The sequence below is a fragment of the Caballeronia arationis genome (assembly GCF_001544975.2).
Lineage (GTDB): Bacteria > Pseudomonadota > Gammaproteobacteria > Burkholderiales > Burkholderiaceae > Caballeronia > Caballeronia arationis.
In genome coordinates this window covers 1-27,000 of sequence record NZ_FCOG02000056.1, presented here as the reverse complement: position 1 = coordinate 27,000, position 27,000 = coordinate 1, and the positions used below count along the sequence as shown (strand labels likewise).

Annotated in this window: 24 protein-coding genes and 2 pseudogenes; 10 read left to right on the top strand and 16 right to left on the bottom strand. The window is 64.8% G+C overall.

Annotated features, from left to right (window positions below; all coding sequences use genetic code 11):
* Window positions 1-369: 369 nt before the first annotated feature.
* From AWB81_RS26275 to AWB81_RS26245, 7 genes are all read left to right on the top strand, one after another.
* Window positions 370-3,114: an ATP-binding protein gene (locus tag AWB81_RS26275; protein ID WP_062639463.1), complete on the top strand. Its 2,745-nt coding sequence runs from the start codon at window positions 370-372 to the stop codon at window positions 3,112-3,114.
* On the top strand, window positions 3,111-4,931 hold the full coding sequence (locus tag AWB81_RS26270; protein ID WP_062639462.1) for a sigma-54-dependent Fis family transcriptional regulator: 1,821 nt from the start codon (window positions 3,111-3,113) through the stop codon (window positions 4,929-4,931). The genes AWB81_RS26275 and AWB81_RS26270 overlap by 4 nt, the downstream gene beginning before the upstream one ends.
* Before the next feature lie 248 nt (window positions 4,932-5,179).
* Window positions 5,180-5,581 carry a COG4315 family predicted lipoprotein gene (locus AWB81_RS26265; protein ID WP_062639461.1) on the top strand — a complete coding sequence of 134 codons (402 nt, stop codon included), beginning with the start codon at window positions 5,180-5,182 and terminating at the stop codon, window positions 5,579-5,581.
* Between the two features lie 167 nt (window positions 5,582-5,748).
* Complete coding sequence (locus tag AWB81_RS26260; protein ID WP_062639478.1) at window positions 5,749-6,480, top strand: oxygen-binding di-iron domain-containing protein; 732 nt, start codon at window positions 5,749-5,751, stop codon at window positions 6,478-6,480.
* A gap of 3 nt (window positions 6,481-6,483) precedes the next feature.
* A complete protein-coding gene (locus AWB81_RS26255) occupies window positions 6,484-8,247 on the top strand; it encodes an MOSC and FAD-binding oxidoreductase domain-containing protein (RefSeq protein ID WP_062639460.1) in 1,764 nt (587 codons plus the stop codon).
* A 517-nt stretch (window positions 8,248-8,764) separates the two neighbouring features.
* The gene (locus tag AWB81_RS26250) at window positions 8,765-8,902 is read left to right on the top strand and encodes a DUF3563 family protein (protein WP_087135207.1); all 138 of its coding nucleotides are present in this window, start codon (window positions 8,765-8,767) and stop codon (window positions 8,900-8,902) included.
* A 101-nt stretch (window positions 8,903-9,003) separates the two neighbouring features.
* Window positions 9,004-9,813: an alpha/beta fold hydrolase gene (locus AWB81_RS26245; RefSeq protein ID WP_062639459.1), complete on the top strand. Its 810-nt coding sequence runs from the start codon at window positions 9,004-9,006 to the stop codon at window positions 9,811-9,813.
* A gap of 87 nt (window positions 9,814-9,900) precedes the next feature.
* On the opposite strand, the gene kdgT is transcribed toward AWB81_RS26245, so the two are convergent.
* The 16 genes and pseudogenes from kdgT to AWB81_RS26165 form a co-directional block, all read right to left on the bottom strand.
* On the bottom strand, window positions 9,901-10,917 hold the full coding sequence (gene kdgT / locus AWB81_RS26240) for a 2-keto-3-deoxygluconate transporter (RefSeq protein WP_062639458.1): 1,017 nt from the start codon (window positions 10,915-10,917) through the stop codon (window positions 9,901-9,903).
* A gap of 212 nt (window positions 10,918-11,129) precedes the next feature.
* Window positions 11,130-12,554: an amidohydrolase family protein gene (locus AWB81_RS26235; RefSeq protein WP_062639457.1), complete on the bottom strand. Its 1,425-nt coding sequence runs from the start codon at window positions 12,552-12,554 to the stop codon at window positions 11,130-11,132.
* A gap of 10 nt (window positions 12,555-12,564) precedes the next feature.
* Complete coding sequence (locus AWB81_RS26230; protein ID WP_062639477.1) at window positions 12,565-13,383, bottom strand: ABC transporter permease; 819 nt, start codon at window positions 13,381-13,383, stop codon at window positions 12,565-12,567.
* Window positions 13,384-13,412: 29 nt separating this feature from the next.
* Entirely contained in the window at window positions 13,413-14,225 is an 813-nt protein-coding gene (locus AWB81_RS26225; protein ID WP_062639456.1) for an ABC transporter ATP-binding protein, read from the bottom strand.
* A gap of 4 nt (window positions 14,226-14,229) precedes the next feature.
* Window positions 14,230-15,267, bottom strand: a complete 1,038-nt coding sequence (locus AWB81_RS26220) for an aromatic ring-hydroxylating dioxygenase subunit alpha (RefSeq protein WP_062639455.1) — start codon at window positions 15,265-15,267, stop codon at window positions 14,230-14,232.
* A gap of 30 nt (window positions 15,268-15,297) precedes the next feature.
* Entirely contained in the window at window positions 15,298-16,278 is a 981-nt protein-coding gene (locus AWB81_RS26215; protein WP_062639454.1) for an ABC transporter substrate-binding protein, read from the bottom strand.
* A 468-nt stretch (window positions 16,279-16,746) separates the two neighbouring features.
* Window positions 16,747-17,145 (bottom strand): DUF3564 family protein, encoded by a 399-nt coding sequence (locus AWB81_RS26210; RefSeq protein ID WP_062639453.1) that lies wholly within the window; start codon window positions 17,143-17,145, stop codon window positions 16,747-16,749.
* A gap of 94 nt (window positions 17,146-17,239) precedes the next feature.
* Window positions 17,240-17,899 carry a nitroreductase family protein gene (locus AWB81_RS26205; protein WP_062639452.1) on the bottom strand — a complete coding sequence of 220 codons (660 nt, stop codon included), beginning with the start codon at window positions 17,897-17,899 and terminating at the stop codon, window positions 17,240-17,242.
* A 25-nt stretch (window positions 17,900-17,924) separates the two neighbouring features.
* Window positions 17,925-18,701: a fumarate/nitrate reduction transcriptional regulator Fnr gene (gene fnr / locus AWB81_RS26200; protein ID WP_062639451.1), complete on the bottom strand. Its 777-nt coding sequence runs from the start codon at window positions 18,699-18,701 to the stop codon at window positions 17,925-17,927.
* A 16-nt stretch (window positions 18,702-18,717) separates the two neighbouring features.
* Window positions 18,718-19,131, bottom strand: coding sequence for a response regulator (locus AWB81_RS26195; RefSeq protein ID WP_062639450.1), 414 nt, complete (start codon window positions 19,129-19,131; stop codon window positions 18,718-18,720).
* 107 nt (window positions 19,132-19,238) lie between these two features.
* On the bottom strand, window positions 19,239-19,892 hold the full coding sequence (locus AWB81_RS26190; RefSeq protein WP_062639449.1) for a response regulator: 654 nt from the start codon (window positions 19,890-19,892) through the stop codon (window positions 19,239-19,241).
* Window positions 19,889-21,094: pseudogene (locus AWB81_RS26185) on the bottom strand (PAS domain-containing sensor histidine kinase); the annotation flags it as partial. The gene AWB81_RS26190 and the pseudogene AWB81_RS26185, both read right to left, overlap by 4 nt.
* 126 nt (window positions 21,095-21,220) lie before the next feature.
* On the bottom strand, window positions 21,221-22,426 hold the full coding sequence (locus AWB81_RS26180; RefSeq protein ID WP_062639447.1) for an oxygen-independent coproporphyrinogen III oxidase: 1,206 nt from the start codon (window positions 22,424-22,426) through the stop codon (window positions 21,221-21,223).
* 92 nt (window positions 22,427-22,518) lie between these two features.
* Entirely contained in the window at window positions 22,519-23,346 is an 828-nt protein-coding gene (locus AWB81_RS26175; RefSeq protein ID WP_062639446.1) for a universal stress protein, read from the bottom strand.
* Window positions 23,343-23,849, bottom strand: coding sequence for a universal stress protein (locus AWB81_RS26170; RefSeq protein WP_062639445.1), 507 nt, complete (start codon window positions 23,847-23,849; stop codon window positions 23,343-23,345). The genes AWB81_RS26175 and AWB81_RS26170 overlap by 4 nt, the downstream gene beginning before the upstream one ends.
* A 34-nt stretch (window positions 23,850-23,883) precedes the next feature.
* On the bottom strand, window positions 23,884-24,723 hold the full coding sequence (locus AWB81_RS26165) for a universal stress protein (RefSeq protein WP_062639444.1): 840 nt from the start codon (window positions 24,721-24,723) through the stop codon (window positions 23,884-23,886).
* 214 nt (window positions 24,724-24,937) lie between these two features.
* Here AWB81_RS26165 and AWB81_RS26160 point away from each other — a divergent pair, with 214 nt between their 5' ends.
* The 3 genes and pseudogenes from AWB81_RS26160 to AWB81_RS26150 all read left to right on the top strand — a co-directional run bounded on the left by AWB81_RS26160 (window position 24,938) and on the right by AWB81_RS26150 (window position 26,953).
* Window positions 24,938-25,978 (top strand): zinc-dependent alcohol dehydrogenase family protein, encoded by a 1,041-nt coding sequence (locus AWB81_RS26160; RefSeq protein WP_062639443.1) that lies wholly within the window; start codon window positions 24,938-24,940, stop codon window positions 25,976-25,978.
* A 27-nt stretch (window positions 25,979-26,005) separates the two neighbouring features.
* Window positions 26,006-26,662 (top strand): annotated as a pseudogene (locus tag AWB81_RS26155) (BON domain-containing protein).
* Between the two features lie 36 nt (window positions 26,663-26,698).
* A complete protein-coding gene (locus tag AWB81_RS26150; protein ID WP_087135206.1) occupies window positions 26,699-26,953 on the top strand; it encodes a universal stress protein in 255 nt (84 codons plus the stop codon).
* The last annotated feature ends 47 nt before the right edge of the window (window positions 26,954-27,000 follow it).

The following is a 27,000-nucleotide window of genomic DNA, read 5'->3' as shown; positions in this document are numbered from 1 at the left end:
CGCATATGAGGCGGTGGGGCGCCAACCTGACGGGCTGTCCGACCGTCAGGCCGTTTCGATCGCTCGCGTTGGGTTCTCGCCTGTCGGTTCGCCGAACGGCGTTGTCGGTTGTGGCGGCGGGCAGCGCAGCCTCCATCGAGCGTCTCATCGATACATGTAGTAGGTGCTTGCTACGCTGCGCCCCGCAGCCAAGGCTTTCGATACGTTGACATCACATGTCAAACGGTTATCGGCGGTGTAGAGTAGCTTCGGCACCGCGATGACAGCATCGTGCGCCGCTTGGCGCAGTTCCGGCGCGTACCGCCTCAAGCGTCGGCACAGCGAGCCCGTCGTGCATGGTGCCTTGTCCAGAGCCTCAGAGGAACGACGGTGACGACTCCAGGGCCACTCTCCACGCAGCGTCCGAAACGCGAGCGTCTGCTCGAACGGCAGGCTGCGCTCGCCGCGCTCACCCGCATCGACGTCTACCAGAACGAGAATCTCGAACAGACGATCCGGTACATCATGGAGACGGCCGCGCAGTTGATGTGTGTCGAGCGCGTCAGCCTCTGGCGCTACACGCAGACGCGTTCGGCGATCCTCTGCCTCGATCTTTACGAAGCAAGCGTCGACCGACACAGTGGCGGTGCGCAATTGCAGGCCGAGCTATATCCGGCTTACTTTGAAGCACTTGCGACAAGCGATGCCATCGTCGCCGACGACGCGCATGCCGATCCGCGAACGCGTGAATTCTCGAGCAGCTATCTCACGCCGCTTGGCGTGACCGCGATGCTCGATACGCCGGTCTATCTGAACGGCCGGATCGACGGCGTGTTGTGCCATGAGCAGGTCGGGCCGCCCACGCCGTGGACGCCGGAAGACCGCCTGTTCGGTATCGCGCTCGCCAACCTGATTGCGCTGGCCGTCGAGCGCGACGATCGAAGACGCGCCGAGGAGGCGCTGCGCGAGAGTGAGCAACGGCTCGCGACACTCGTCGCTTACGCGCCGGATGCCATTCTCGTCTTCGATGCCGACGCCGATCGCTACGTGCAGGCCAACGAACAGGCCGCCCGCCTTTTCGGCCGCGATTGCGACGCGCTGCTCCTGGTCGATCCGGTGGAACTCAGCCCGGAGCGTCAGCCCGACGGGCGTATTTCGAGCGAAGCGCGGCTCGAGATGATCGGCCGGGCGCTCGACGGCGGCACGCCCGTCTTCGAGTGGATGCACCTCAACGCATCGGGCGCCCTCGTGCCCTGCGAAATCCGCCTCGTGCGCCTGCCGCACGCGACCCGCAGGCTGGTCCGCGGCAGTGTCATCGACATCGGCGAACGCATGCGCACCGAGCAGGCGCTGCGCGCGAGCGAGCAGCGCCTTTCCACGATGCTCGCCTATTCGCCCGACGCGATCACATTGCTCGACGTCGATACGCTGCGCTTCGTGGAGGCGAACGAGCAGGCCGCGCGGCTCTATGGCCGCGATCGGGAAGCGCTGCTGCGCATCGGTCCCGTCGAGTTGAGTCCGGAGCGGCAACCCGATGGACGCCTGTCGGGCGAGGCCGCGCGAGAGAAAGTGGAGGAAGCGCTCGACGGCGGCGTGCCGGTATTCGAATGGTGGCACGTCGACGCGGCAGGCTCGCTCTTTCCCTGTGAGGTCAGGCTCGTGCGCCTCCCCGATGCGGCGCGCCGGCTGGTGCGTGGAAGTGTCATCGACATCAGCGAGAGGAAGCGCGCGCAGTCCGAGTTGAACTGCGCGAAGGAGGCGGCGGAGACGGCGAACCGCGCGAAGTCCGAATTCCTCGCCAACATGAGTCATGAGTTGCGCACGCCGCTCAACAGCGTGCTCGGTTATGCGCAACTCCTGCGGCGCGAAGCCGAACTGAACGAGCGGCAGTGCAAGGCGCTCACGATCGTCCAGCAGTCGGGCGAGCATCTGCTGGGACTCATCGACGAAATCCTCGACATGGCCAAGATCGAGGCCGGCACGCTGGATGTCGTGGCGGACAACTTCGATCTGCACCGCCTGCTCGCGAGCATTGCCGGGATGATGAAAAGCCGCGCGCAAGGAAAGGGGCTCTCGTTCACCACGGCGCAGTGGTCGGACATTCCGCGCGTGATCCGCGGCGACGAGCGCCGTTTGCGGCAGGTGCTCATGAATCTCCTCGACAATGCGATCAAGTACACACAGCAGGGCGGCATCGTTTTGAAGACGGGGCTGAACGAAGGGCGCCTGTGCTTTCTCGTCGAGGACACGGGGATCGGCATTCAGCCGGAGCATCTGTCTGAAATATTCGACGTGTTTCATCAGGTGCGCGACCCGGCAACGGTGATCGACGGAACCGGGCTGGGGCTCGCGATCAGCAAGCGGCTCGTGCATCTGATGGGCGGCGCGCTTCAGGTGGCGAGCACGCCCCAAGTTGGCAGCCGCTTCTGGTTCGAACTGGACGTGCCGCCGGTCGAGGCGCAGCCGCCGATGGCCGCGACGCGGATCGCGACGGGCATCGCGGGCGAGCGCCGGCGCGTTCTCGTGGTCGACGACGAAGCGGAAGGACGGGGCCTGCTTCGCGACCTGCTCGCGCCGCTAGGCTTCGACGTGCGCGAGGCTGCCGACGGCGAAGCCGCCATCGACGAGGCCATGCACCTCATGCCCGATGCGATCCTGATGGACATGCGCATGCCCCGCCTCGACGGACTGGCGGCGACCCGCCGCATCCGCGCGCTGCCGGAACTCTCCGGCATGGTCATCTTCGCCATTTCCGCAAGCGCGTTCGAGCATAACCGTGCGCGCTGCATCGAGTCCGGCGCTGACGAATTCGTCCCCAAGCCGTTTCGGCAGGACAAGCTGATCGAGTTGCTGTGCGCACGTCTCGGGCTCACCGTGCTTTACGCCGCCAGCGACAGCGCAGACCCCGAGCCGGAGCGTGCGGAGCTAGTCGCCGCACCGCCGTCCGCGGACCTGCAACGGCTGCTCGATCTCGCGTCACGCGGTGACGTCAGGCAGTTGCTGCACGAAACGAACGAGCTGGCCCGGCGCGATCATGCGCATGAGCCGTTCGCCGCTCAGCTCCGCGAACTCGGCGAAGCTTATCGAATGAAAGAGCTGCGCCGGTGGCTTAAGCGTCTCGCGGGCGAGCCATGAAGCGAACCACGTCCACCGCAGCGGACCAACGGCCGCTGGTCCTCGTGGTCGAGGACATTCCGGCCAATCTGTCGATCCTGCTCGATCTGCTGAGCGCCAACGGCTTTTCGGTATCGGTCGCGGAGGATGGCGAGAGCGCGCTGGAAGCGATCGAGTACGCCACGCCCGATCTGATCCTGCTCGACGTGATGATGCCCGGACTCGACGGCTTCTCTACCTGCGCGCGTCTCAAGGCGAACCCCGCGACCCGCGACATTCCGGTGATTTTCATGAGCGCCCTGACCGACACCGTCGACAAGGTGAGGGGCCTCGAACTCGGCGCCGTCGACTACATCACGAAGCCCTTCCAGCACGAGGAAGTGCTTGCGCGCGTCGGCACGCATCTAGAACTCAGGCGGCTTGCGGCACGGCTCAAGGAAAGCGAGCACCGGCTCTCGCGCATCATTGAATCGGCGATGGACGCCATCATCGCGCTCGACGAAGCCGGCCGCGTCACGCTATTCAACCGTGCGGCCGAACGCGTGTTCCGCTGCGCTGCAGACGAAGCGCTCGGCAAGCCGTGCAACCGGTTCCTCTCGGAGCCGCTCTGCCGGCTGCTGGGCGACTACATGCTCGGACAACGCCCGCAAGCACCCGTGTGGGTGCCCGAGGGATCCAGCGCCGTGCGCGCCGATGGCGCGGCATTCGCGATCGAAGCGACGCTTTCATGGGCCGAAGCCACGGGGCAGGCCATCTACACGCTGATCCTGCGAGACATCGAGGAGCGCAGGAGAGCGGAGGCGGAAGTCGGGCAGTTGCGCGGACTGAACCGATGCCTTCGGGAAGAGTTGCGAGAAGCACAGGCTGCCGAGGAACTCATCGGCCCCGATGGACTGCGTCAGGTCATGGAGCAGGTGCGCCAGGTGGCCTGTACGGATGCATCGGTGCTCGTGACCGGGGAGACGGGCACGGGCAAGGAACTCATCGCTCACGCGATTCATCGTATGAGTCCGCGTGCGAGCCGGCAGTTTGTGAAGCTGAATTGCGCCGCATTGCCGGCGAGTCTCATCGAGAGCGAACTGTTCGGACATGAAAAGGGTGCGTTTACTGGCGCGCTGGCGCGCAAGGCCGGGCGCTTCGAACTCGCCGACGGCGGGACGCTGTTCCTCGACGAGATCGGCGAACTCGCGCTCGACCTCCAGGCGAAACTGCTGCGCGTGTTGCAGGACGGCGAATTCGAGCGTCTCGGTGGCACGCGCACGCAGAAGGCGGATGTGCGCATCGTCGCGGCGACCAACCGGAGTCTCGCCGACGAAGCCGCGGCCGGCCGTTTTCGCGCTGACCTTTTTTACCGCCTGAACGTCTTTCCGGTTGCGCTGCCGCCGTTGCGCGAGCGCCGTGCGGACATCGCGGCGCTCGCCGCGCATTTCGTGCGACGCTTCGCGGCAAAGTACGGCAAGCACATCGACGCGATGTCGAAGGAGCAACTGGCCGTGCTCGAAAGCTACCGGTGGCCCGGCAACGTACGCGAACTTCAGCACGTGATCGAGCGCGCTGTGATCCTGACTCAGGGCGCGCAACTGGCCCTGGGCGACTGGTTCCGGGACACGGCCCCCGCCGCCGCGCCCATGCAGAGCGCAACGGAAGCGGAAGCGGGACGTGCCGGCACCCGCGCGGTGACGCTGGAAGAAGCGGAGCGGCTTCACATCCTCAAAGTGCTGGAGGAAACGGGCTGGCGCGTGAGCGGCAAGTCCGGTGCCGCCGAGCGACTCGGACTCAAGCCCACGACACTCGAATCGCGCATGAAGCGCCTTGCCATCAATCGCAAGACGAGTTGAACGTTCCCGGTATTTCGGGAATCTCCCGAAGCCCGGCGTGAACGCACGGCCCGGCGTGAGCTTGCCTGCCGCAACGGCGCGGCACCTGACTTCGACGCAATCCCTTGTGCCGCAAGGCTGACGGTGATGCATGCCGCTCTCGCGCGTCACATGGCACGTCTCTCGCATGAGGGAGCGCTCGCAAAACGCGCTGTTCGGTTTCGGTCGCCGCTTGCGTCCATCGTGAATCCGATTCGAGAGAGAGTGTGATGAGCAAATCGATGTGTGTCGGCGCGGCAGTCGCGGGACTGACTCTGATCGGCGCTGTTCCGGGCCCCGACGTGTTGTCGGCGATCAATGGCATGACCGTCTACGTCTACGACGATGACGCGCCCGCAAGCCGCACCGGCCCGTGCCGCAGTTCCTGCAATGCAGTCTGGCCGCGAGTCCCCGCCCGTGCAATGCCGATGGACGAGGGCATTGGCGCGATCGTCCACGAGGACGGGGTGGCGCAGGCGACCTACGATGGCCGCCCGGTCCACTTCTACGCGGGCGACCGCAAACCTGGCGACGTGAATGGCGATGACGTCGGCAGCATCTGGCACGCGATCCGGCCGGCGGCACACGCGAATCCGGGTGCTGCGTATGCGCAGGTGACCGACGACTTCTGAGCGCGAAGCGCACCGGACATCAGAGTTATCTGCGGAAGGACCACCTCGCGCGCCGCCCGGCAACACACCGTCGCTTGCTGACGTGAGTCATGCGGTACTCGCGCGTTTGCAAGACTAGAATACGCTCGTGTCGTCATGACGTTGTGATGTGGACCGAGGAGGAGCGCATGGTCATCACGAATTCGCAGTCGGGTACGAACGTCGAGGAAATTGCCGATGGCTTGTATCGCATCAACACGCCGGTCACGCTCCCCGGTGACTCAGGGGGCTTTTCGTTCAATCAGTACTTGATCGTCGATGATGAGCCGCTGCTGTTTCATACCGGGCCCCGAAAGATGTTTGCCTTGGTGCGCGAAGCGCTGGCTAGCGTGATTGCTCCGGAGCGATTGCGGCACATTGCTTTTTCCCACGTCGAGGCGGACGAATGCGGGTCGCTTAACGAGTGGCTGGCAACGGCACCCCAAGCCTCCCCGTTGTGCGGTACCGTTGCCGCGATGGTTTCCATCAGTGATCTGGCCGATAGGCCGCCTGTCGCGCTGGCGGACGGGCAGGGCGTCAGCCTCGGAAGGCATACCGTAAGGTGGATCGACACGCCGCATTTGCCGCATGCTTGGGAATGCGGCTTCCTGATGGAAGAGCGAACCGGAACGTTGCTTTGCGGCGACCTGTTCACTCAGGGCGGCGCCGATCTTCCGCCGCTCACTAGCTCTGACATCCTGGGGCCGAGCGAAGCGTTTCGGCGCAGCATGGACTACTTTTCCCATACTCGAAACGCTGACGCCATGTTCGAGAAACTGGCTCAACTCGAACCAACAACCCTGGCCTGCATGCATGGCAGCGCCTGGAGCGGCGACGGCGCGGGATTGCTGCGCTCGTTGGCCCAGAGTGTGCGCGAATAAGACATGGCTCGACTGCTCTCGGTGAATGTCGGACTTCCGCGCGATATCGAATGGAAGGGCCGCACGGTGCACACCGGCATCTGGAAGAATCCGGTACAGGGCCGCTGCTGGGCCGGTCGGCTGAACCTGCACGGCGATGGCCAGGGCGATCTGGCCGGGCACGGAGGAGAGCAGCGTGCTGTCTTCGTCTACCAGATCGAGTCGACTCGCTACTGGTGCGAACAGCTAGGACGGACCGACTTCATCTACGGACAATTCGGCGAGAACTTCACGATCGAAGGCATGCCCGATGCCGATGTCTGCATTGGCGACCGGTACCGGATCGGCGGCGCGCTGTTCGAGGTCACGCAACCTCGTGTCACTTGCTATCGTGTCGGCATCCGCACCAACGAGCCGCGCATGCCTGCTTTGCTGACGTCGAGCGGGCGGCCGGGATTCTACCTTCGTGTCCTGCAGGAAGGCGAAGTCGGCGCAGGCGACGAAATCGTGAAGGTAGGAGAAGCGAACGAGCGCATGACGGTCGCGGAGATCAATGCACTGCTGTATTCGCCCGATCATCCCCGCGACCGATTGGAGCGCGCGCTGCGAATCGATGCGCTCTCGCCCGGATGGCGCTGGTCGTTCGAGGCGTTATTGCGCAGTCGCGCGGCAGGCGGGGCAAGCGGCAATGCCGGGCTCGCGCCCGCTTCGGCGGCACATCCGGTCGCACCGGGATTTCGGCCGCTCACGGTCGCGGCGATCGTGCCGGAATCGGCCGACGTTGTCTCGTTCTCGCTGCAGAGTGCCGACGCCCAGCCGCTGCAACCGGCGCAGCCCGGCCAGTATGTCGTGCTGCGCCTGCAACCGAACGCCGGCGGTCCGCCGCTTTTTCGCAGCTATTCGCTCTCGAGCGATCTGTCGGAACAGAGCTATCGCATCAGCGTGAAGATCGAGCCGGATGGCAGGGCCGGGACGTATCTGCATCGAGATGTGCGGGTGGGACATACGATCGATGTCAGTTCGCCTCGAGGAGGCTTCGTTCTGTTGCCAGGCGACGGGCCGGTGGTACTGCTCAGCGCAGGTATCGGCGCAACGCCTGTGCTGGCGATGCTGCACGCGCTGTCGGCGGCGCGCTCGACAAGGGAGATCTGGTGGCTCCACGCTGCGCGTGATCGGCAGCACCATCCATTCGACGCCGAAGCGCGGCGCGTCATGCTTGCACTCATTCATGGCCGCCGCCATGTCCTTTACAGCAAGCCTGGCGAGTGCGATCGCCTCGGCGAGGATTACGACGCCAGCGGCCATCTCTCGCAAGCCGTGCTGGAGGAAATCGGTATCCCTCGCGATGCGGATGTCTATCTTTGCGGACCAGCCCGCTTCATGGCCGACATGAAATCGGCGCTCGCGAGCCTTGGCTTCGCGCCGGAACGCATTCATGCGGAGACATTCAACGGCGGAGAGTCGTTGAACCCCGGGATCGTCAGAGGGGCGTTGCGCGCGCCACATCTGCCAGAAGGCGACGCGAAGACAGGGCCGCTCGTATCGTTCGCGCGGAGCGGAGTGGCCGCACACTGGAATGCATCGGTCTACGAGAGCATCCTGGAACTGGCGGAAGCATGCGACGTTCCGGTCCGTTGGTCGTGCCGCACGGGTGTCTGCCACAACTGCGAGAGCGGACTGGTTTCCGGGGCCGTTGTCTACCGGCCCGATCCTCTCGCACCGCCTGCAGACGGAAATCTTCTGATTTGCTGCGCCATGCCACAGGACGATGTGGTGATCGACATCTGAGCAGCGGTGCGTATCTGGCGGTCCGGAAGGCCGTCGCTGCGTGCAAGTGAGCTTCTGTTTTTCTAATGTCGGGCCTGCGCTGCACCAGCTCCGACGGAAACCCTACCCGTTCAGCAAGTGCCGGAACATCGAGCGGTTCCGCTTTCGATCAACTCCGCCTGTGCGGAAGCGTTGGCGCGTCGAGGCTCCGGACTGCCCGCTGCGATCGGCGCGCAACTGGCGCGACCAGAATCTTGAACGCGTCGGGACACATGTTTGCCGCGGCCCGACTTTCATTCGAAAATCCGTTGGCCGCGCGACGACACTTCCCCCGATTCGCATTGCGTCAAAACCTCCGAAATCCCGCCACACAACGCTCGCCGCGATCTGGCATGGACTCTGCATAAATAGGCGTCCAGTCGTGGCACGGAGCGCCAGCCATCGAACCCGGACGACCTTCCCGGATGCACGCCTGGAACCCACGTGTCGCGCCGCTCGTGCCGACACGCAATCGACCAGGCCGCAGTCGGAGGACATCATGTTCATCTACCTTTTTTTGTTGCTCAAGAAGGCGCTGGAACGCGCTGAACACAGCCGTCGTGACGCGTACCTCGGGGCCGCCGTCGACATAGGCGAGCTCGAACGCCGCATGCGTTCGATGGAGATGAATCACTGAGTTGCAAGTCGACTATCGGCGCGGCTCGGGCGTCCGGCGATGAATGAAGACCTCCGCCGCCCGGCATCCGTGCGTACAACCTTCCGAGTTCCATGAGTGACATGAACAACGTTATCGCATCGCAAGCCCTCCCATCCCCGACCACCGTGATCGCCCTGCATTGCTCCGGCTCGGGAGCATCGCAATGGCGCAAGCTCGGCGAGGCGCTCGGCTCGCGCCACGCGTTCGTCGCGCCCGAGCACTACGGCTGCGACAGCACAGGCCCATGGAGCGGCGAGCGTGCATTCACGCTCGCCGACGAAGCCGCGAGGACCATCGGTATCATCGACGCCTCGCGCGGCAAGGTGCATCTCGTCGGACACTCGTATGGCGGCGGCGTGGCTTTGCGCGCAGCCGTCGAGCGCCCTGAGCGCATCGCAAGCCTGACCCTCTATGAGCCGTCGGCGTTTCATCTGCTGAAGACGATGGGCGCGCACGGAGCGCACGCGCTTGCAGAAATCATCGCGATCTCGAAGTGCACCGCCGATGGCGTGAACTGCGGCGACTATCGAGGCGCGGCGGCGTCGTTCGTCGATTACTGGGGCGGCCGGGGGGCGTGGGAAGCGCTGCGGCCGTCGGTGCAGGCCGCGCTTACGCGCTGGGCGCCGAAGGCACCGCTCGATTTCCGCGCGCTGCTCGACGAACGCACGCCCGCAAGCGCGTACGCCGGTCTGCGCGTGCCCGCGCTCATCATGCGCGGCCAGCACGCGCCCGTCCCTACGCGCGCGATCGCCGAGCGGCTGCCCATGCTGCTGCCGGCGGCACGTCTTGCAATCGTCGAGGGCGCGGGGCATATGGGGCCCGTAACACACGCCGAAGTAGTCAACGCGACGATCGCGCAGCATATCGTCGAGTCGGAGGCAGCGGCTTGAGATGTCGGTGAAGTTGGCGTTCGACAACGTCAGCTTCACCGATGCCGCAGGCAAACCGCTCGTCCTTCTAGCGGTTCGCTCGATGAATCAAGCGTGCACGTCCCGCTCGGCGAGCGGTCGCACGGCTTCTTCCCCGTGTGAATCCTCCAGACCGTGGCGAGAACGATATCGACGAACCCACAGCGCGGTCAGAATCGGCACGAGGATGGCCGTCACCAGACACGCAGTCGCGACCATTGCCGTCGCCGCCGGCACGAGCGGCTTGAAGCGCGGAATCATTTCACCGATGATCGCCGGATTCGCCACCGCCGCCCCCGCCGTCGACGATGCCGCCAGCCCCGCCGCGCCGTTGCCGCCGGCGATCCAGCGGTCCGCCAGGATCAACGGAATGCCCGTCACGACGATGACCACGAGTCCGAGGATGACGCCCGGCAATCCGCTCGTCGCGATCACGTGCAGGTCGATGCCGTTGCCAAGCGCGAAGCCGAAGAACGGAATCAGCGGATGGACGCAGCGGCCGAATAGTTCGCGCAGGTCGCCGTCGAGATTGCCAAGCGCGAAGCCGATCAGGAACGGCAGCACTGCACCGACAAAAAGCCGTGGCTCGAAGATCGCAACGCCAGTCGCGCCGAGAATGAGCATGCTGACGAGTGGCCCGGATTCCACCGACATCAGCACGAACGCGCCTGCCTCTTCGCGACTGCCGTATTGCTGCATGACGGCGGCGTAAAGACCGCCGTTGGTCATGTCCATCGACGTCGTGATAGCCAGTACGGACAGCCCCGCGAAGAGACCGGTCTTGATGCCATCGATCGGGATAAAACGCGCCGCGATGATCGTCGCGACCCATGCGACGACCATCTTCGTCACGAGCAAGGTGCCCGATTTGCGCAACACGGTTCCGGTCGCACGAAGATCGATGGTCGCGCCCATGCAGAAGAACCAGACCGCGAGGATCGGCACGGTGCCGCTGATCAGTCCATTGGTGAACGAGCCGAAGTACTTGCCCGCGCCCGGCGCAAACGTATGAACACAGGCGCCGAGCAGCAAGGGCACCAGCATGAGGCCGCCTGGAATGCGGTCAATCGCTTTCTTGATCTTCACGTCTCCTCCGTGGTTTGAGCGTACGGATGGCGGGCTGTCTGCCCTGAGCGGCCGCCCGTTGTGCTAACGTGCGTACCGGTCTGGCGCAATATAGCATCGCTGTTTTCTGTTCGCTCGAAGCACGTGCAGTGACGAGTTAATCGTTTACCCGAAAACGCGTATTTTTTCGAACTTCGTTTGTTGTGCGCTGTTCCCCGGATGTGAAGCGCCCGTCACGCCACTTCTGCCAGCATCCCTCTGACTTCGGCGAGCGCCTGGCGCCGTAGGTCGCCGAGATCGACATTCGCAACGGCGTCGTCCTGCACCACGCAGCGTCCGGCCGAGAACAGTGCCGCGACCGTCGGCCGTCCGCCCGACGCGACCGGTCCGATCGCCGGATCGTGGAGGCCGAAGTAGCGCGGATCGTCAAGCCGGTACACGGCGATATCGGCCGAGCAGCCCGGCGCAATCCGTCCGACGCCTTCGAGCCCGAGCACGCGAGCTCCGCCCGCCGTCCCCCAGTGCACGACTTCTTCCACCGAAGCGACATCGGCGCCGCCTTCGAAGGTGCCGCCGCGATAGACAGGTTGCGCCGCCATGCCGCGCCGCGCGCGTTGCGCGAGCCACGCCATGTGGACTTCGGAGATCATGTCGGCGGCCTCGTTGGATGCCGCACCATCGACCCCGATCGACACCGGCACGCCCGCGTCCGCCATCTCGCGCACCGGCGCAATGCCGCTGCCGAGCCGTCCGTTCGATTGGGGACAATGCGCGACGCCGGTTCCGGTTTCAGCGAGCATCGCGATCTCGCGCGCGTCGAGCTTGACGAGATGCGCGTACCAGACATCGTCGCCGAGCCAGTCGTATTCGCCGCAGAACTCGACGGGCGTCGTGCCATGCATCGACTTCGCGCTGTCCTGATACCCGACCGTCTCCGACAGATGACTGTGCATGCGCAAGCCAAGCCTGCGCGCGACGCGGGCCGTCTCACGCATCTCCTGCGGCGAGATCGAATAGAGCACGGTGGTCGGCGCCATCACCACACGACGCGTCGCGCGGGGCGAGGCGTCGTGATACTTTGATGCGAGACGTTCGATATCGGCGACATAGGCATCGAGCGATTCGGGCCGAAGCGCGCTCGGCAACTCGGCTTCGAGCTGGCGCGTGCGCGTCGCGCCGCCGCGCAGCAGCACGAAGCGCAGGCCGAGCTTCTCGGCCTCGTCGAAGAGAATCGCTGAACTGTCGAACGGCATGCCCGGGTAGTAGAGGTAGTTGTGATCCGCGACTGTCGTGCATCCCGAGCGCATGAGTTCGATCAGGCCGATGCGGGCGGCCAGACGGAAACGCTTCTCGTCGAAGAGCGCGCGAAAGCGATACGGCGTGGCGGCGAGCCATGGCGTAAGCGACGCGTTCAGCCCCGCCGGATCGCCCTTGAGCAGCGACTGGAAGAGATGATGATGCGTGTTGACCCACGCGGGATAAACGACACAATCGGTGGCGTCGACGATCGTCTCGCCCTCACGCGGCGCGAGCTTGCCGACCGCTTCGATCGTTTCGCCCTCGATGCGAATGTCCGGGCCCTCGATGCGCCCGGGTTCATTGGCGCTGCCGTTGCCGCCAGTCATGATGGCCGCTGCGTTGCGAATCAGTATGCTCATGTGTCTCGCCTCAAAGTTCGCTATCGTGCCAGCCGCGCAGGCCGATGCGCGCGACCCACACGGTGATGCCGAACAGCACGACGCCAGTCAGCGTGATCAAGAAGAGCGCCGCGAACAGACGCGGAATGTTCAGCTGGAATCCCGCTTGCAGAATCTGATAAGCCAGACCCGAACCGCTGCCGCCGGTTCCCGCGACGAACTCCGCGACTACCGCGCCGATCAGCGACAGTCCGCTCGAAATCCGAAGCCCGCCGAAGAAATACGGCAGCGCGCTCGGGATGCGTAACCGCACGAGCGTCTGCCAGCGGGTCGCGCGATTGATGCGAAACAGGCTGACGAGGCCCGGATTCACGCTGCGCAAGCCGAGCGCCGTGTTCGAGATGATCGGGAACAACGCGACGAGCGTCGCGCAGATCACGAGCGCGAACGTCGTGTCCTTCACCCAGATGATGATGAGCGGCGCGATCGCGACTACCGGCGTGACCTGCAGCAGGATCGCGTACGGAAAGAAGCTCGCCTCGATCAACGGACTCTGCGCGAACAGGAGCGCGATCATCACGCCCAGAACCGTCGCGAGCGCGAAGGCCAGCAGCGTGATCTTGAGCGTTGCGAGAAGGCTCATGAAGAGCATCGGACCATCGGTGACCAGTTGGAGCGCGATGTCATGCGGCGCGGGCACGAGATACACCGGCACCCTGAAAAGCGCACATGAACCTTCCCAAAGCAACAGCATCATCGCACCGACGATCCATGGCGCCAGCGCCTTCGCTGCACCTGGTCGCTGCAACAGCGGACGGCGCCGTTCGCGCGCGGTCTTGTTCGACTGCATGGCGGGCTTGGTTGCAAGCGTCTGACTGCTCATGATTGTGCTCCCTGCATGTCGTGACTCGATGCGAGATGCGCGTCGCTGATGAGGTCGGACAGCGTCTTGCAATGCTGCATGAACGGCGCGGACACGCGATACACGTCGTCACGCTCGGCCGGACCGTCGATCGGAACGTCGGCGATGATACGCCCCGGCCGCGCCTGCATGACGACTACGCGTGTAGACAGATACACCGCCTCGTAGATGCTGTGCGTGACGAACACGACTGTCATGCCGCGCTTCTTCCACAGCGCTCGAAGATCAGCATCGAGCTTGTTGCGCGTGAATTCGTCGAGCGCGCCGAACGGTTCGTCGAGCAGCAGCAGGTCGGGTTCCGTGACGAGCGAGCGCGCCAGCGACGCACGCATTTGCATGCCGCCCGACAACTCGCGCGGACGCACCTTTCCAAAGCTGCCAAGACCGACGTTCGCCAGCGCATCGGCAACGCGCTCGTCGGCTTCGCGGCGCGGCACGTGCGCAAGATCGAGTGGCAGGCGCACGTTCTCGGCGATCGTCGCCCAGGGCATCAGCGTGGCTTCCTGGAACACCATCGACATGCGCCGGCCGGCCGATCCGACAACACTAAACGGCTGGCCCCACCAGCGCATGTGACCGTGCGTGGGCGTCTCGATGCCCGCGAACATCTTGAGCAGCGTGCTCTTGCCGCAACCCGACGGTCCGAGCAGCGAGACGAATTCGCCCGCACCGATCGTGAGCCGCACGTCGTCGAGTGCGATGGTGCCGTTCGGATAGACCTTGTCGACACGTTGTACGGCGAGTGCCGTATCCTTGCTGTCGTCGCTCATGGCTTCATGCCTCCTCGTTCTCGATACGGAACACTTCGCGCTCGCCGTGCTCTTCGAGCAGCTTGAGCAGCATGCGGCGCATCAGCAGTCCCGGCTGATCGGATGCCATGTGGCATTCCTGCTGTCGCCGCACGTCGATGCACGCGTCGTAGTCGGTGGCTTCCAGAATCTCGCGGTCTTCGTCGGTGATCGGCCGGTCCCAGTCGATCAGTTCCTGCGTCGAGCATTGCGTCTCGGCGTCGTTGCGATAGAGCCATTGCACGAGCATCATCGTCTTGTCGTCGATGGGCGTCGCGCAGTTGTAGATGATGTGATGCACGCCGCTTGCCGGATACATGCAGCCGAAGCGCCGCGCGAACGGCATGTACCAGCGGTTCATCAGATGGCGCTCGGTGATGTCGTCGGTGGTGCCCGTGATGCGAAAGCTCGCCTGCGGATTGCGGATCGGCACGCGCGTCTCCGCTTCGAAGCCCCAGTCGTTGGGACGGAACTCGTACTTCGACGGCTTCGGACTGTCGAAGAGACCGAAGTTCGACTTGTGCACGAAGCTGAAGTGCGAGTTGTCGAACGAGTTCTCCATCATGCGCAACGGACTCGTGTTCCATTGCTCGTAGAATTGCAGGATGCGCCGATAGCCCGGGGCGGATTCCTCAGGGAAATCGGGGATCGGCTGCAGCGGATCGTCGAGCGCGACCCACGCGTAACCGTATCGTTCCTCGCAACGATACGACTGCACGATCGCGCGCGACGGAATCTCGCCGCCCGTGTTCTGCGGAATGTGCACGCACTTGCCGCTGCAGTCGTAGGTCCAGCCGTGGTATCCGCAGGCGATGTTGCCATCGGCATCGACGAATCCCTTCGACAGCTTCGCCGTGCGATGGCAGCAGCGGTCGCGCAACGCGTGCGTCTTGCCTCCTGCGCCTTTCCACAGCACGATCGGTTCGCCCAGCAGGGTGAACGGCTGCGGACCTTCGTCCAGTTGCGACACCGGCATGATTGCGTACCAGAAGCGGCGCAGGACTTTCTGACGTGTGACCAGCATGATCGGACTCCTTGATCCCGTGACGCCCGCTCAGGGCATGACATTCGCGTTCTGGATGTACTGCAGCGTGTAGGCGCTCTTGTAATCGGTGCTCGCCTTGAGCAGCTTCGCGCTCACCATGTAGTCGTAGGTCTTCTTCCAGCGCGTATCGGTCATCGCGCCGATGCCGAGCGTCGATGCGTCGCCGCCCGTCACGAGCCTGAGTTTTTTCAGTTGCGCGACGCCGAACGCGAGCTGCGCATCGGTCATCTCCGGGTTGTCCTTCTTGATGAGTGCGTTGCCCGGCGCAGGATCGGCGAGATAGCTCTTCCAGCCTTCCATCGATGCCTTCACGAAGCGCGCGACGACCTCGGGCTTCTCGGCAAGCGTCTTCTTCATGCCGACGATGGTCGTGTTGTAGGGCGGATAGCCCGCGTCGGCGAAGAGGAAGAAGTGCGTCTTCACGTTTGCGCGATCGGCCTGAAACGTTTCCGACGACGGGTACGCCTGCATCGCGACGTTCGCATCAGCGAAGAACGGCTGCAGGTTGAACGTATAGGGACGCGTCTGGCCATCGCTATAGCCGAACTTTTCCTTAAGCCACGGCCACCAGGATGTGCGGCCCGAACCCGCCACGAGGATCGTCTTGCCCTTGAGGTCCGCGAGGCTCTTGACGTCGTCGTGCGTGAGCATGCCTTGCGGGTCGAACTGGAATGAGGCTGCTACAGTCGTCACCGGAATGCCAGCTTCGACGCTCGACAGCACCTGAAAGTCATAGCCGAGAATGAAGTCAGCCTGGCCGCCGACGAGCAACTGCATGCCGTTGACTTGCGGCCCGCCCATCTTGATCGTGACGTCGAGGCGGGCTTTCTTGTAGAGGCCCGTCGCCTGTGCCTGATAGAAGCCGCCGTGCTCGGCCTGCGCGTACCAGCTCGTCAGGATGGTGATGTGATCGTCGGCATTCGCCGACGGGGTCGAACAGATACTCGCGGCCAGAACGATGCTGCTCAGGATGCGATGCAATACACGCATGAGGGGGCTCCCTGTGAGAACGTAGGAAGACCATGCTGACGTCGGAACGTGTCGGACCGGATGACCATCGAGGAAGATTCGGGGCGATTCACGCAACGCTTCCTGTCGGCGGAATCCGGACGATTCCGTTCGAACGTCGACGCTGGTCGACGTGGGCGCGCGATGCGCCCCAAGAGCAATGCCCCACGCCGGTCAGATACGCCGACGCTAGCCGCTTATACTCTGCGCTTCAATAAGCGATATCCATGCCAGGGGCACGGATGCCTGACCGGCGTGGCTTGGTGCCGTTGCAAGCCTGTCCAAGCCGGCGATGTACGAGCGCCGACGCCCAAGCATGGGGCATCGACGCACTGTCGAGGAACGCGCTAGGCGACGTCGAACCGCCACCGGCAGGGCATGCGGCGGTGAGACGTCGAGCCTTTCGTCGCACGGGCGCGTGGCTCGTACGCAATCGGCAAAAATCGCGGTTCAGGCGCCAGCGATCTCTCCCGAGATATCGTCGAAGGTGCAAAAGCTGTCGTGCTCCGCCTGGATCGGCTCGCGCTCAACGCACTGCACGTGCCAGTGTCCGGTGTCGGCCGCGTTGCCTTCGGTCGGAAAGTACTCGGCTGGTCCTCGCGCTTCCTGAACATCTTGCGGTGCACATGCTTCGAACGCGAGCGCTTGAAGCATCATGAGGGTTCTGCCTCTGGTCGCATCGCAGATGGCAAGTCCCTGTGGCAACTCCCGCAATATGCCCCAGGTCGGCAAGTCGAGCGCTTCGTGACCCTCGCGCGACCAGCGTTGTGTTTCGCGATCAAGCCATAGCACGGCGAACGCATCCGAGTCGGCATGATCGAACGCATCCAGCTTGATGGTGACTCTCATCGGCTTCCTCCAGTTCAGAATTAATGGCTCGGTATCTACTGCACGAGCGCGTGGGCGTCGTCGGCCGGGAGCGGGGCGCCGCGCTCGCTCTGACTCATTGCAGCATCTCGGCGCGGAAATGTCCGACGGTCTGCGCGAGCACAGGAACGCATTCGCGCCCAAGCCCCATGTGCTTGGCGAGCGCGCTGCGGTTGAGCCAGCCGCGCGCCCCGACCGCAAGTCCCGCGGATGCGCAGAACAGGTAGACATTCTGGGCGATCGCTCCGGCGCTCGCGGCAGCGAATGATTCGCGATGCGACGCCGGGATGTCGCCCATGCGCGCATGGTTCGCGACGTACACCAGATCGAGCGGCGCTTCGTCGACGAAGTCCTGATAGCCTGTGACGGCGCGCAGGTCCTGCGCGATGACGAGATCGAGATGGTGCGTCTGCGGGACATAGCGATAGAGTCCGCGGGCGAGCGCCGCATAGACGTCGATCTCGTGCACGCCGAGCGCTGATGGCGCGGTCCGCCCGTCTTCGGCTTCACGGTTGACGCCGTTGGCGGCCCACAGTAGATCGCCGAGCAGCACGCTGCTCAATTCGCGCGGTGCGAACTCGCGCGTCGTCCGGCGCAGCGACAGCGTCTCCATCAGCGGCCGGCCGCCGTAGCGCCCAGGTTCGGGAAGATCGATTCGCGCGCATGTGTCGCCCGTGGAAGGCCGGGGCCGTGGCCCGTCGAAGAGCGCATGGCCGAGTGGGAAGAGAGGTTTCATGACTTCTCGCGTTGTAGGTGAGACGCTATAGCCGCGCCAGTTTCTCGTGGTCGAGGATGCGGATTTCCTTGCCGCGCGCATCGACGATGCCCGCTTTCTGGAGCTTCGAGAACATGCGGCTCACTGTCTCGATCTTGAGTCCGAGGTAGCTGCCGATCTCCTCGCGGCTCATGCGCAGCACGAAGCTCGCGGGCGAGTAACCGCGCGCCTTCAGCCGCGCGGAAAGATTGAGCAGGAATGCCGCGACCCGCTGCTCGGCGGTCATCGTGCCGAGGAGCATCATGAGTCCCGACTCGCGCACGATCTCCCCGCTCATTAGCCGGTGGACGTGATGCTGCATCGCCTTGACCTCACGGCACAGAAGTTCGAGGAGATCGAACGGAATGATGCATACGGTGCTGTCTTCCAGCGCAATGGCATCGCTGCCGTAACGATTGTCGAAAACGCCGTCGAGCCCGAGCGCGTCGCCCTGCAGATGAAAACCCGTCACCTGTTCCTGGCCGTCGCGATGCGTGAGCACAGTCTTGAAGCAGCCGGTGCGCACCGCGTAGATGCTCTGAAAGCGATCGCCCGCGCGGTACAGCGCCTCGCCGCGCCTGACGAGCCGCGTCGCGCAGACGATGGAGTCGAGCCGCGCGAACTCGGCGCCGGACAGGTCCGGCGGCAGGCAGACCCGCTGCATCGAACAGGTCGAGCAGCGTCCGCCGGCAACGCAATCACGCGTGTCGGCCGTGGCCGAGGCGGTCCGCGACGCGCAAACGTCCGCCGACGGGGACGCAGTATTCTCGATCGCGGATTGCATGTCGTGCTCCTCGGGATCAGTGGATGTTCGCAGCGGCAAGACGGCTTCGCGCGAGACGTTCGACGGTGGCGCGCGCGGCGTCGTATTCGGTCGTCTTGTCGAAGAAGTAGCTGGCGCCCGCCGCAAGGGACGCGCTGCGGAACTGCGTGCCCGAATGATTGGTGAAGACGATCGTCACCACGGGCAGCGCGCGCTGCGAAATTGCTGCGAGGACGTCGAGCCCGCTGCCGACCGCGAGCCGCAGGTCGACGAAAGCCACGTCGGCGCCGCAGACCGCGATGCCTTCGATCGCCGCCAGCGACTCCGCCGCCGCGCCGACAATGTCGACCCCCCGAATGCCACCGAGCATCGCGACGATGCTTCGACGCACGAGCGGCGATTCCTCGACGAGGAAAACCTTCAGCGGAGCCGGATGAGCGAGCGTGTCCATGCGCCCATTATTGGACGCGCTATCTCAAAATTAAATCGGGGATGGACGAAGCTGGCGTAGGGATTCGGGAAGACGTGTAGGGCGTTCCTTACACGACATGAGACGCGTCACAGTTCGTCGTCGCTGTCGTCGAAGAGCTTGTGGCGCACCGCGTAGCGCACTAGCGCGGCTTCGTGCGGCATCTGCATTTTTTCGAGGATGCGCGCCTTGTAAGTACTGACCGTCTTGCCGCTCAGACACAGTGCTTCGCCGATCTCGGTGATCGTCTCGCCGGCGCAGATACGCCGGAACACGTCGAACTCGCGGTCCGACAGCCGTTGATGCGGCAGCGTATCGGCGGGTTCGTTCAGACTTTGCGCGAATCGTTCGGCCATCGCGAGGCTCACGTACACCCCGCCCGCTGCGACCTTGGTGACCGCTGCAACCAGTTCGGCGCTCGCGCTCTCCTTGGTCAGGTAACCCGCAGCGCCGGCCTTGAACGCGCGGGCCGCATACTGCTGCTCGGCATGCATCGTAAGCACGAGGATACGCAGTGCGGGCTTCTCGTCCCGGATCTGTCTGATGAGTTCGATGCCGTTTCGCCCCGGCATCGAGAGATCGAGCACGAGCACTTGCGCCGCCGTCGAGCGCACGAGGGCGAGGGTGCCGGCACCATCGCTCGCCTCGCCGGCAACCTCGAAGCCGGACGCATTGGCCAGGATGTGCCGCAAGCCGTCGCGCACCAGCGCGTGATCGTCGGCGATGAGGACTCGGGTCGTCATGGTTGCGTTTCCTCATGCTGCACGCCTTCCAGCGGCAATGTCACGATAAGCGTGAAGCCTTCGCCCTCGGCCGTGCGGACGGACACCGAACCGCCCAGCATGCGCGCTCGCTCGCGCATGCCGATGAGGCCGAACGACTTGCCGCGCGGACCGTGCGGCGGCGGACTGCCCCGCCCGTCGTCGGTGATGGTGAGCACGCAATCTCCGGCGTCGATGCACATGTCGAGCGTGACGCGCGTGGCATCGGCGTGGCGGGCGACGTTGGTTAGCGCCTCCTGCACGATGCGAAACAGGGCGGTCGCGGCGGGCGGGCTGAACGCGATATCGCCCACGTCGATGCGGCGCTCGACTTCGACCCCATAGCGGTTCGTGAAGTCGTCGGCCAGCCAGTCGATGGCGGGCAGGAGACCGAGGTCATCGAGCATCACGGGACGCTGGTCCGCTGCGATGCGGCGCACCGAGGCCACCGTCCGGTCGACCAGCTGGCGCATGCCGCGCAACTGCCCGACGATCCCGGAAATCGGCGGTGCCTCGCCACCCAGCGCCGCCTCGACCGACGACAGGTCCATCTTCAGCGCGGTCAGTTGCTGGCCGAGATCGTCGTGCAACTCCCGCGCGATACGGCTCTTCTCCTCCTCGCGCACGTTCTGCAGATTCGCCGACAGTTCTCGCAGTTCCTCGCGCGAGCGCCTGAGCGCTTCGTCCGCTTTGACGCGTTCGGTGACGTCGCGCAGCATGACCGTATAGAGCTTGCCGTTGCCGTCATCGATCTGCGATATCGATGCTTCGATCGGAAACTCCTCCCCGTCGGCGCGCAGGCCGAACAGCACGAGCTGCCGCCCCATTTGCCGGTCCGAGACCCCGGTGACGCCAAATTGCGTGACGTGGCGGGCGTGCGCTTCGCGAAAGCGTTGGGGGATGAAGCGCGAGAGCGGTGCGCCGAGCGCGTCCTCGGCCGCGCAACGAAACAGCTTCTGGGCCGTCGGATTGAAGATGATGATGCGCTGCGTTTCATCGATCGTAATGATCGCCTCCATCGACGAGCGCACGATTGCCTGCATGCGCGCCTCGTTACGCGTGGATTGCGCACGCGCCTCACCGCTGCGTTGCCGGGCGAGCGCATACGCGGCGCCGCCTGCGAGCAGTGCGGCAAGTCCGCTCGAAAGGAGCGCGGTGCGCGAGCGCTGTTTGCCGTGAACGCTCATGAGATCCTCGTTGGGAAGCGGTGCCCGGTTCGTCGGGAAATTCGCGCATGCGTTTGGCATGCTGCACACGCCGTACGCTTGGCGTCGATTTTCGCCGATTGATGCTGTTCGCACCAGCACCGTTCAGAGCAGACGAGGGCGCGTGCAGGCTTCGGTGAGCATGCGGGTCCGCCGGTCGAAGATCCGGCAGACATCGTCGCAGACGAGGCGCCCCGCCGGCGTGAGTGCGAGATGGGCAGCATCGGCTACCAGTGCGCCCGCGCGCTCGAAATCGCGCAGCGCGTTCCATTCGGCGTTGAAGTAGCGGTGGAAGTCGATGCCACAGGTAGCCTCGAACATCGCAACGTCGACGAAGAAATCCGCCGACAGGCACGCGATCACCTCGCCGCGCACGATGTCGTCCTGCGTCAGCAGCAATCCGCGTTCGATGGGCAAAGTCCGCTCTTCGAGCGCGGAGGAATACGCGCGCGGCACACGGTGATTCTGATAGGACAGCGGCCCGATCCGGCCGATCGAGCGCTGGCCGAGTGCTATCACGGAACCTGCCGAGCGCATCGAGTACCCGAAAGGCTGGCTGCTGGCGAAGCCCGGGCGACGAGGCCCGGCGCTTTGGCCCGGCGCCGGTGCGAACGTATTGCGCGCGACGCAGGAATAGCCGGAGCCGATAAGCCGTTGTGCGACGTCGCCCATATATGCCGACGGGAGCACGATGCGATCGGGCTCGGCAACGATCAGCCGCTCGATCAGGCGGTCGGCTTCGCGCTGACAGCCACGGCGGGCGGGCGCGGCAGATACGCTGGCCTCGATCCGTGCGAATCCGAGCCGTCGCGCTGCCGTGATGACAGCAGCGGCCGCGAGACCGTCCCCATGCGACAGGACGCGCCACGTGGTCGAGCCGAGCGCATGCAGCGTCGCGAGGGAGGCTTCGGTAATGTCGGACGGATCGATGACGGCCACGCGGTTCGCATTGGCCGTGAGCCTGAAATGCCGTTCGACGGCATCGCGCAGGCCGGTAAGCGCGGCCGGCGAGCGCGACGTCACGCCCGACGACCATTCCATTTCGAGCACATCCGCGGGCTCTCTTCGCGCTGCACGATAGAGCGCCATCTCCGCTTCGAGCTGCGACAGGCACGGGCTCGGGGCGGAGCATTCGACCGTGCGCGGTGCCGGCAGGCCGATGCTCAGGGCAACGGGCTGCCACCAGCCTGGCGCAGCATGGTTTTCGATCCAGGCGCTGACGGCTTTCGCTCCAAAGGCTTCGACGAACCATTCAGCGGCGGGATAGATGCCGGGAGACGTCTCTGCCCGGCTGCGAATGGACGAATGCATGGCGCCCCGATGCGATCGGTTGTCGGAACATTCCAGAGCCCGAAGGCGGCGAGCCTCCCGCCAGATGTGTCGTAGGGCGTCGCGCCGCGCGCTCAATGAGACATCAGCACCGGCAGCGTGGCCGATTCGAGCATCGTGCGCGTGACGCCGCCCAGTACCCGCTCGAAACCGCGCGAGTGCGCGTAAGCGCCCATTACCAGCAGGTCGGCGTGCACGTCGTTTGCCTTCGCGAGCATGGTCGCGCCCGTGCCGAGGCCCGAGCCGCGCGGCATCGAAGAGAAGCTCGCGCGCACCTTGTGCCGTTCGAGATAGGCGGCGACGTCTATACCGGCAGGCGCCTGGTCGTCGTGGTGACGCTCGACGCTCACGACTTCGACAAAGCGCGCTCGTTCAAGGAGAGGCAACGCATCGGCGAGGGCGCGGGCCGCTTCGCGGCTGTCGTCCCACGCGACTAGCACGTTCTCGCCGAAGGTCCTGATCTGCCCCGAGCGCGGCACGATCACAGCCGGGCGGCCGCTCGCCGTCACGACATCCTCGACGAAATGCTTCGCGACGAACGCCGCGGGATCGTCATGATCTTCCTGCCCGAGCACCAGCACGTCCGCGTGACGCGCAAGCAGGATCGCGGTGTCGATTGCTGCACCTGCGGGCGCGCGCCATTCCGCGCTGCTGCCCGCGCGCCGTGCCGCCGCCTCGAACGCTTGCTGCGCTCGCTCGCGCCATGCGGCGTGCTGCTTCTCGTTCGTCGCCAGATGGACGCTTTCGCCGGGATTGAACAGCGGGTGCAACAGGTCCTGACACACGACATACAGGCCGATCACATGCGCATCGAAGCGGCGCGCGAGATCGAAGGCAAATTCGACGCGCACATCACTGCGGCGGCCGTCGTCGATATGGACCAACACGGTTTTCCAGCTCATGACGGCTCCTTTTGCGGGTTGGACCGATCCTGCGCGGCGTCGGCGTGCGTCTCGACCGTGCGGGCCGGGACCAGCAAAACCGGGCAGCGAGAGAGGCGCAGGAAATGTTCAGCCACGCTGCCGAGCACGAGCCGCCGCCAGCCGCGCCGTCCATGCGTGCCCAGCACCACAAGATCGGCGCCATATTCCTCTGCTGTCTTGAGAATGCGGTGTGCGATGTCGTCGCCGGTCAGTTCGACCTCGGCCACGCGCGGCGCGCCCGGCACGCCCGCCTGCTTCAGGCGCGCGGCCGCCTCGGCGGCGACCGCGGCGCCTTCCTTCGCGAACGCGTCGCGGATATCGACATAGAAGGCGGCGCTCGCCTCGCCGCTGACAGGCGGCGTGTCGATTACGAAGAGCGGCTGCACTTCGGAGCCGTTCGCGCGTGCGATCTTCAGTGCCTCGTCGAGCGCATGGCTCGCGATTGCGCTGCCGTCGATGGGAACAAGGATTCGGCTGTACATGGATGGCCTCGTTGGTCCGGAAGACAAAGTGCGTTCAATGCGACATCAGGACAGGCACGGTCATCGAAGCAACTACGGTGCGGGTCGCTCCGCCGAGCACGAGTTCCTGCCAGCGCGAGTGGCCGTAGCAGCCCATGACGATCAGATCCGCACTCAGGTCGGCGGCGCGCGACAACAAGCGTTCGCCCGCGGAACTGCCCGACGACTCTTCCATCGCGCAGACCTCCACCTTCACGCCGTGGCGCGCGATGCTCGTGGCGATGTCCGCGCCCGGGATGCGTGCGCCCGGCGCATCGTCCCTTGCTGAATCGATGGTGACGAGGGTGACGTGCTTCGCCTTCTTGATGAGCGGCAGCGCGTCGTGCACGGCACGGGTGGCTTCGCGGCTGCCATCCCAGGCGATCATTACCCGTTCGCCCACTGACGGGAAAAAGCCCGTGTACGGCACGAGCAATACGGGCCTGCCGGCGGACATCACGAGCGTTTCGGGGAAGCGGTTGCCGATGTACGACTCGGGGTCGTTCGGATCGTCCTGTCCCGCGACGATCAGATCCGCGCAGCGGCCCGCGCGGGGCACCGCGAGATTCGTGTCACCCTGCGCATCGACCCATTCTCCCTTGATGCAGGCGCGGGCGACTTCCGCATGGAAGAGGCGTTCGAGGGCGCCACGCCGCTCGCGGCGCGACGCGTCGTGCGCTTCGAAGTAGGCGGCCGAGCCCGCCATCACATAGAACGAGCGCGTCTCGGGCGTGAAGACGGCATAGAGCCCGGTCAGATGCGCATCAAAGCGCTTCGCGAGGCGCAACGCGAGTTCCAGGCGCGCATGGGCGCGCTCACTGGCGTCGAGGTGGACAACGATACTTTTGTAGCTCATCGCACATCTCCGGTCGATACGGTTGGGGTGCGGACATCCGCACTCGGCTTGAATCGACTCTACGAGCGCACTGCGTGGCGCACTTGATCCAGATCAATCGGCGCCGGTTCCGTATTCGCGGCCCCGTGCGCTTGATGTAGATCAACCGCCAGCGTGGGCGCGGAGCCTAGATTGGTGGCGTCCCGGAACGTTCCCCAACCTGGTGGAGATCGAGATGAAGGCACTCGTTTACCACGGGCCCGGCCGCAAATCGCTCGACGAGCGGCCCATGCCGCAACTCGCCGCCCCTACGGACGCGATCGTAAAGATCACCCGCACGACGATCTGCGGCACCGACCTGCACATCCTCAAAGGCGATGTGCCGAGCTGCGAGCCGGGCCGGATACTCGCGCACGAAGGTGTCGGCGTGATCGAGCAGGCGGGATCGGCGGTCGCCGCGTTCAAGGCGGGCGATCAGGTGCTGATCTCGTGCATCTCCTCGTGCGGAAAGTGTGACTTTTGCCGCCGCGGCATGTATTCCCATTGCGCGACGGGCGGCTGGATTCTCGGCAACCGTATCGACGGCACGCAAGCCGAGTACGTGCGCATCCCGCACGCCGATACGAGTCTTTATCCTGTGCCACCGGGCGTCGAGGAAGAGGCGCTCGTGATGCTCTCCGACATCCTCCCGACCGGTTTCGAATGCGGCGTGCTCAACGGCAAGGTGCAGCCGGGGAGCACCGTCGCAATCGTCGGGGCGGGACCGATCGGGCTTGCGGCGCTGCTCACGGCGCAGTTCTACGCGCCCGCGCTGATCGTCATGATCGACCGCGATGCGAACCGGCTCGAGGTGGCGCACACGTTCGGCGCCGACGCGTGCATCGACATCGCGCGGACCGACCCGGTCGCCGAAATCATGAAGCTCACCGACGGCGCGGGCGTCGATTGCGCGATCGAGGCGGTCGGCGTGCCGGCGACCTTCGAGCTGTGCCAGGCGATCATCGCCGCGGGTGGCACGATCGCCAATGTCGGCGTGCACGGCACGAAGGCGGACTTGCATCTTGACACGCTGTGGGACCGCAACATCACGATCACGACACGGCTGGTCGACACCGTCAGCACGCCGATGCTGCTCAAGACTGTGCGCGCGGGCCGTCTTGCGCCGAACAAGCTCATCACGCACCGCTTCCCGCTGGAGGACATCCTGAATGCCTACGACACCTTCCAGCGTGCAGCGGAAACGGGAGCGCTGAAAGTCATCATCGAAGCGGCGTGAACCGACGAAATAAGCAGGAGGCGTGCAATGAAAACCGACATGAAACTGAAGCAGGACGTGGAAGAAGAACTGGACTGGACACCAGACGTCGACGCGACGCATATCGGTGTCGAGGTTCGCGATGGCGTCGTCACGCTCTCCGGTCATCCGGCGAGTTACGCCGAAAAGCTTGCCGCCGAGGTGGCGGCGCAGCGCGTCTCGGGAGTGAAGGCCGTGGTCGTCGAGATGGACGTGCGCCTGCCCAATGCAGAGGTACGCGACGACGAAGAGATCGCTCATGCAGCGCAGTCGGTACTGCGCTGGACGGTGGGATTGCGCGCTGACGCAGTGAAGCTTCAGGTCGAATAGGGCGGGGTCACGCTGCGCGGGGAGGTGGATTCCGCCTTCCAGAGCGACATGGCGTCGCGTCATATCGCTCACCTGCGTGGCGTCACCGCAGTGGACAACCTCATTTGCGTGCGGCCAGGCTTCGCTGCGGGCGATGTGGGCGACCAAATCGTGCGTGCGCTCAAGCGGCACGCCGAGCGCGAAGCGCATCACATTGCCGTCGACGTACGCGATGGCACCGTCACGCTCTCGGGGACAGTCGGTACCTGCGCCGAACGCGATGCGGCGCGCGGCGCTGCATGGTCCACGCGTGGTGTACACGCGGTGATCGACAACCTTGAAGTCGCTGTCCGGTGACCGTCATGGCGCCGTTATGCGACGGAGACTGACGCCATGTACCGAAGAATCATGGTTGCTTTCAATGGCGGCGAAGCGTCGGAACGGGCGCTGCTGGAAGCGATCGGAATTGCCAAGCATTCGCAGGCGCACGTGTGGGTCACGTTCGTGCTCGATGAATCCAAGGTCTATTCGTTTCCCGTCGCCCATCGCAACGAGCTGATAGCAGCGGGCGGCCGCATGCTGGAACACGCGCAGTTACGTCTTCAACAGGCAGGCGTAGAGTTATGGTCGGAACTGGTGTTCGGGTGAGGCAGGGATTTGAAGGCGGTGGCGGTTTAGCTGAGAATGTTGCTTGT

Excerpts from the sequence above, each read along its gene's own strand:
- AWB81_RS26190 (WP_062639449.1), bottom strand. The coding sequence starts at position 19,892 with ATGACGACCCGAGTCCTCATCGCCGACGATCACGCGCTGGTGCGCGAC.
- AWB81_RS26165 (WP_062639444.1), bottom strand. The coding sequence starts at position 24,723 with ATGAGCTACAAAAGTATCGTTGTCCACCTCGACGCCAGTGAGCGCGCC.
- AWB81_RS26215 (WP_062639454.1), bottom strand. The coding sequence starts at position 16,278 with ATGCGTGTATTGCATCGCATCCTGAGCAGCATCGTTCTGGCCGCGAGT.
- AWB81_RS26265 (WP_062639461.1), top strand. The coding sequence starts at position 5,180 with ATGAGCAAATCGATGTGTGTCGGCGCGGCAGTCGCGGGACTGACTCTG.
- AWB81_RS26245 (WP_062639459.1), top strand. The coding sequence starts at position 9,004 with ATGAACAACGTTATCGCATCGCAAGCCCTCCCATCCCCGACCACCGTG.
- AWB81_RS26175 (WP_062639446.1), bottom strand. The coding sequence starts at position 23,346 with ATGAGCTGGAAAACCGTGTTGGTCCATATCGACGACGGCCGCCGCAGT.
- fnr (WP_062639451.1), bottom strand. The coding sequence starts at position 18,701 with ATGCAATCCGCGATCGAGAATACTGCGTCCCCGTCGGCGGACGTTTGC.
- AWB81_RS26160 (WP_062639443.1), top strand. The coding sequence starts at position 24,938 with ATGAAGGCACTCGTTTACCACGGGCCCGGCCGCAAATCGCTCGACGAG.
- AWB81_RS26210 (WP_062639453.1), bottom strand. The coding sequence starts at position 17,145 with ATGAGAGTCACCATCAAGCTGGATGCGTTCGATCATGCCGACTCGGAT.
- AWB81_RS26150 (WP_087135206.1), top strand. The coding sequence starts at position 26,699 with ATGTACCGAAGAATCATGGTTGCTTTCAATGGCGGCGAAGCGTCGGAA.
- AWB81_RS26170 (WP_062639445.1), bottom strand. The coding sequence starts at position 23,849 with ATGTACAGCCGAATCCTTGTTCCCATCGACGGCAGCGCAATCGCGAGC.
- AWB81_RS26230 (WP_062639477.1), bottom strand. The coding sequence starts at position 13,383 with ATGCAGTCGAACAAGACCGCGCGCGAACGGCGCCGTCCGCTGTTGCAG.
- AWB81_RS26270 (WP_062639462.1), top strand. The coding sequence starts at position 3,111 with ATGAAGCGAACCACGTCCACCGCAGCGGACCAACGGCCGCTGGTCCTC.
- AWB81_RS26255 (WP_062639460.1), top strand. The coding sequence starts at position 6,484 with ATGGCTCGACTGCTCTCGGTGAATGTCGGACTTCCGCGCGATATCGAA.
- AWB81_RS26260 (WP_062639478.1), top strand. The coding sequence starts at position 5,749 with ATGGTCATCACGAATTCGCAGTCGGGTACGAACGTCGAGGAAATTGCC.
- AWB81_RS26220 (WP_062639455.1), bottom strand. The coding sequence starts at position 15,267 with ATGCTGGTCACACGTCAGAAAGTCCTGCGCCGCTTCTGGTACGCAATC.
- AWB81_RS26195 (WP_062639450.1), bottom strand. The coding sequence starts at position 19,131 with ATGGACACGCTCGCTCATCCGGCTCCGCTGAAGGTTTTCCTCGTCGAG.
- AWB81_RS26250 (WP_087135207.1), top strand. The coding sequence starts at position 8,765 with ATGTTCATCTACCTTTTTTTGTTGCTCAAGAAGGCGCTGGAACGCGCT.
- AWB81_RS26225 (WP_062639456.1), bottom strand. The coding sequence starts at position 14,225 with ATGAGCGACGACAGCAAGGATACGGCACTCGCCGTACAACGTGTCGAC.
- AWB81_RS26180 (WP_062639447.1), bottom strand. The coding sequence starts at position 22,426 with ATGCATTCGTCCATTCGCAGCCGGGCAGAGACGTCTCCCGGCATCTAT.
- AWB81_RS26205 (WP_062639452.1), bottom strand. The coding sequence starts at position 17,899 with ATGAAACCTCTCTTCCCACTCGGCCATGCGCTCTTCGACGGGCCACGG.
- AWB81_RS26235 (WP_062639457.1), bottom strand. The coding sequence starts at position 12,554 with ATGAGCATACTGATTCGCAACGCAGCGGCCATCATGACTGGCGGCAAC.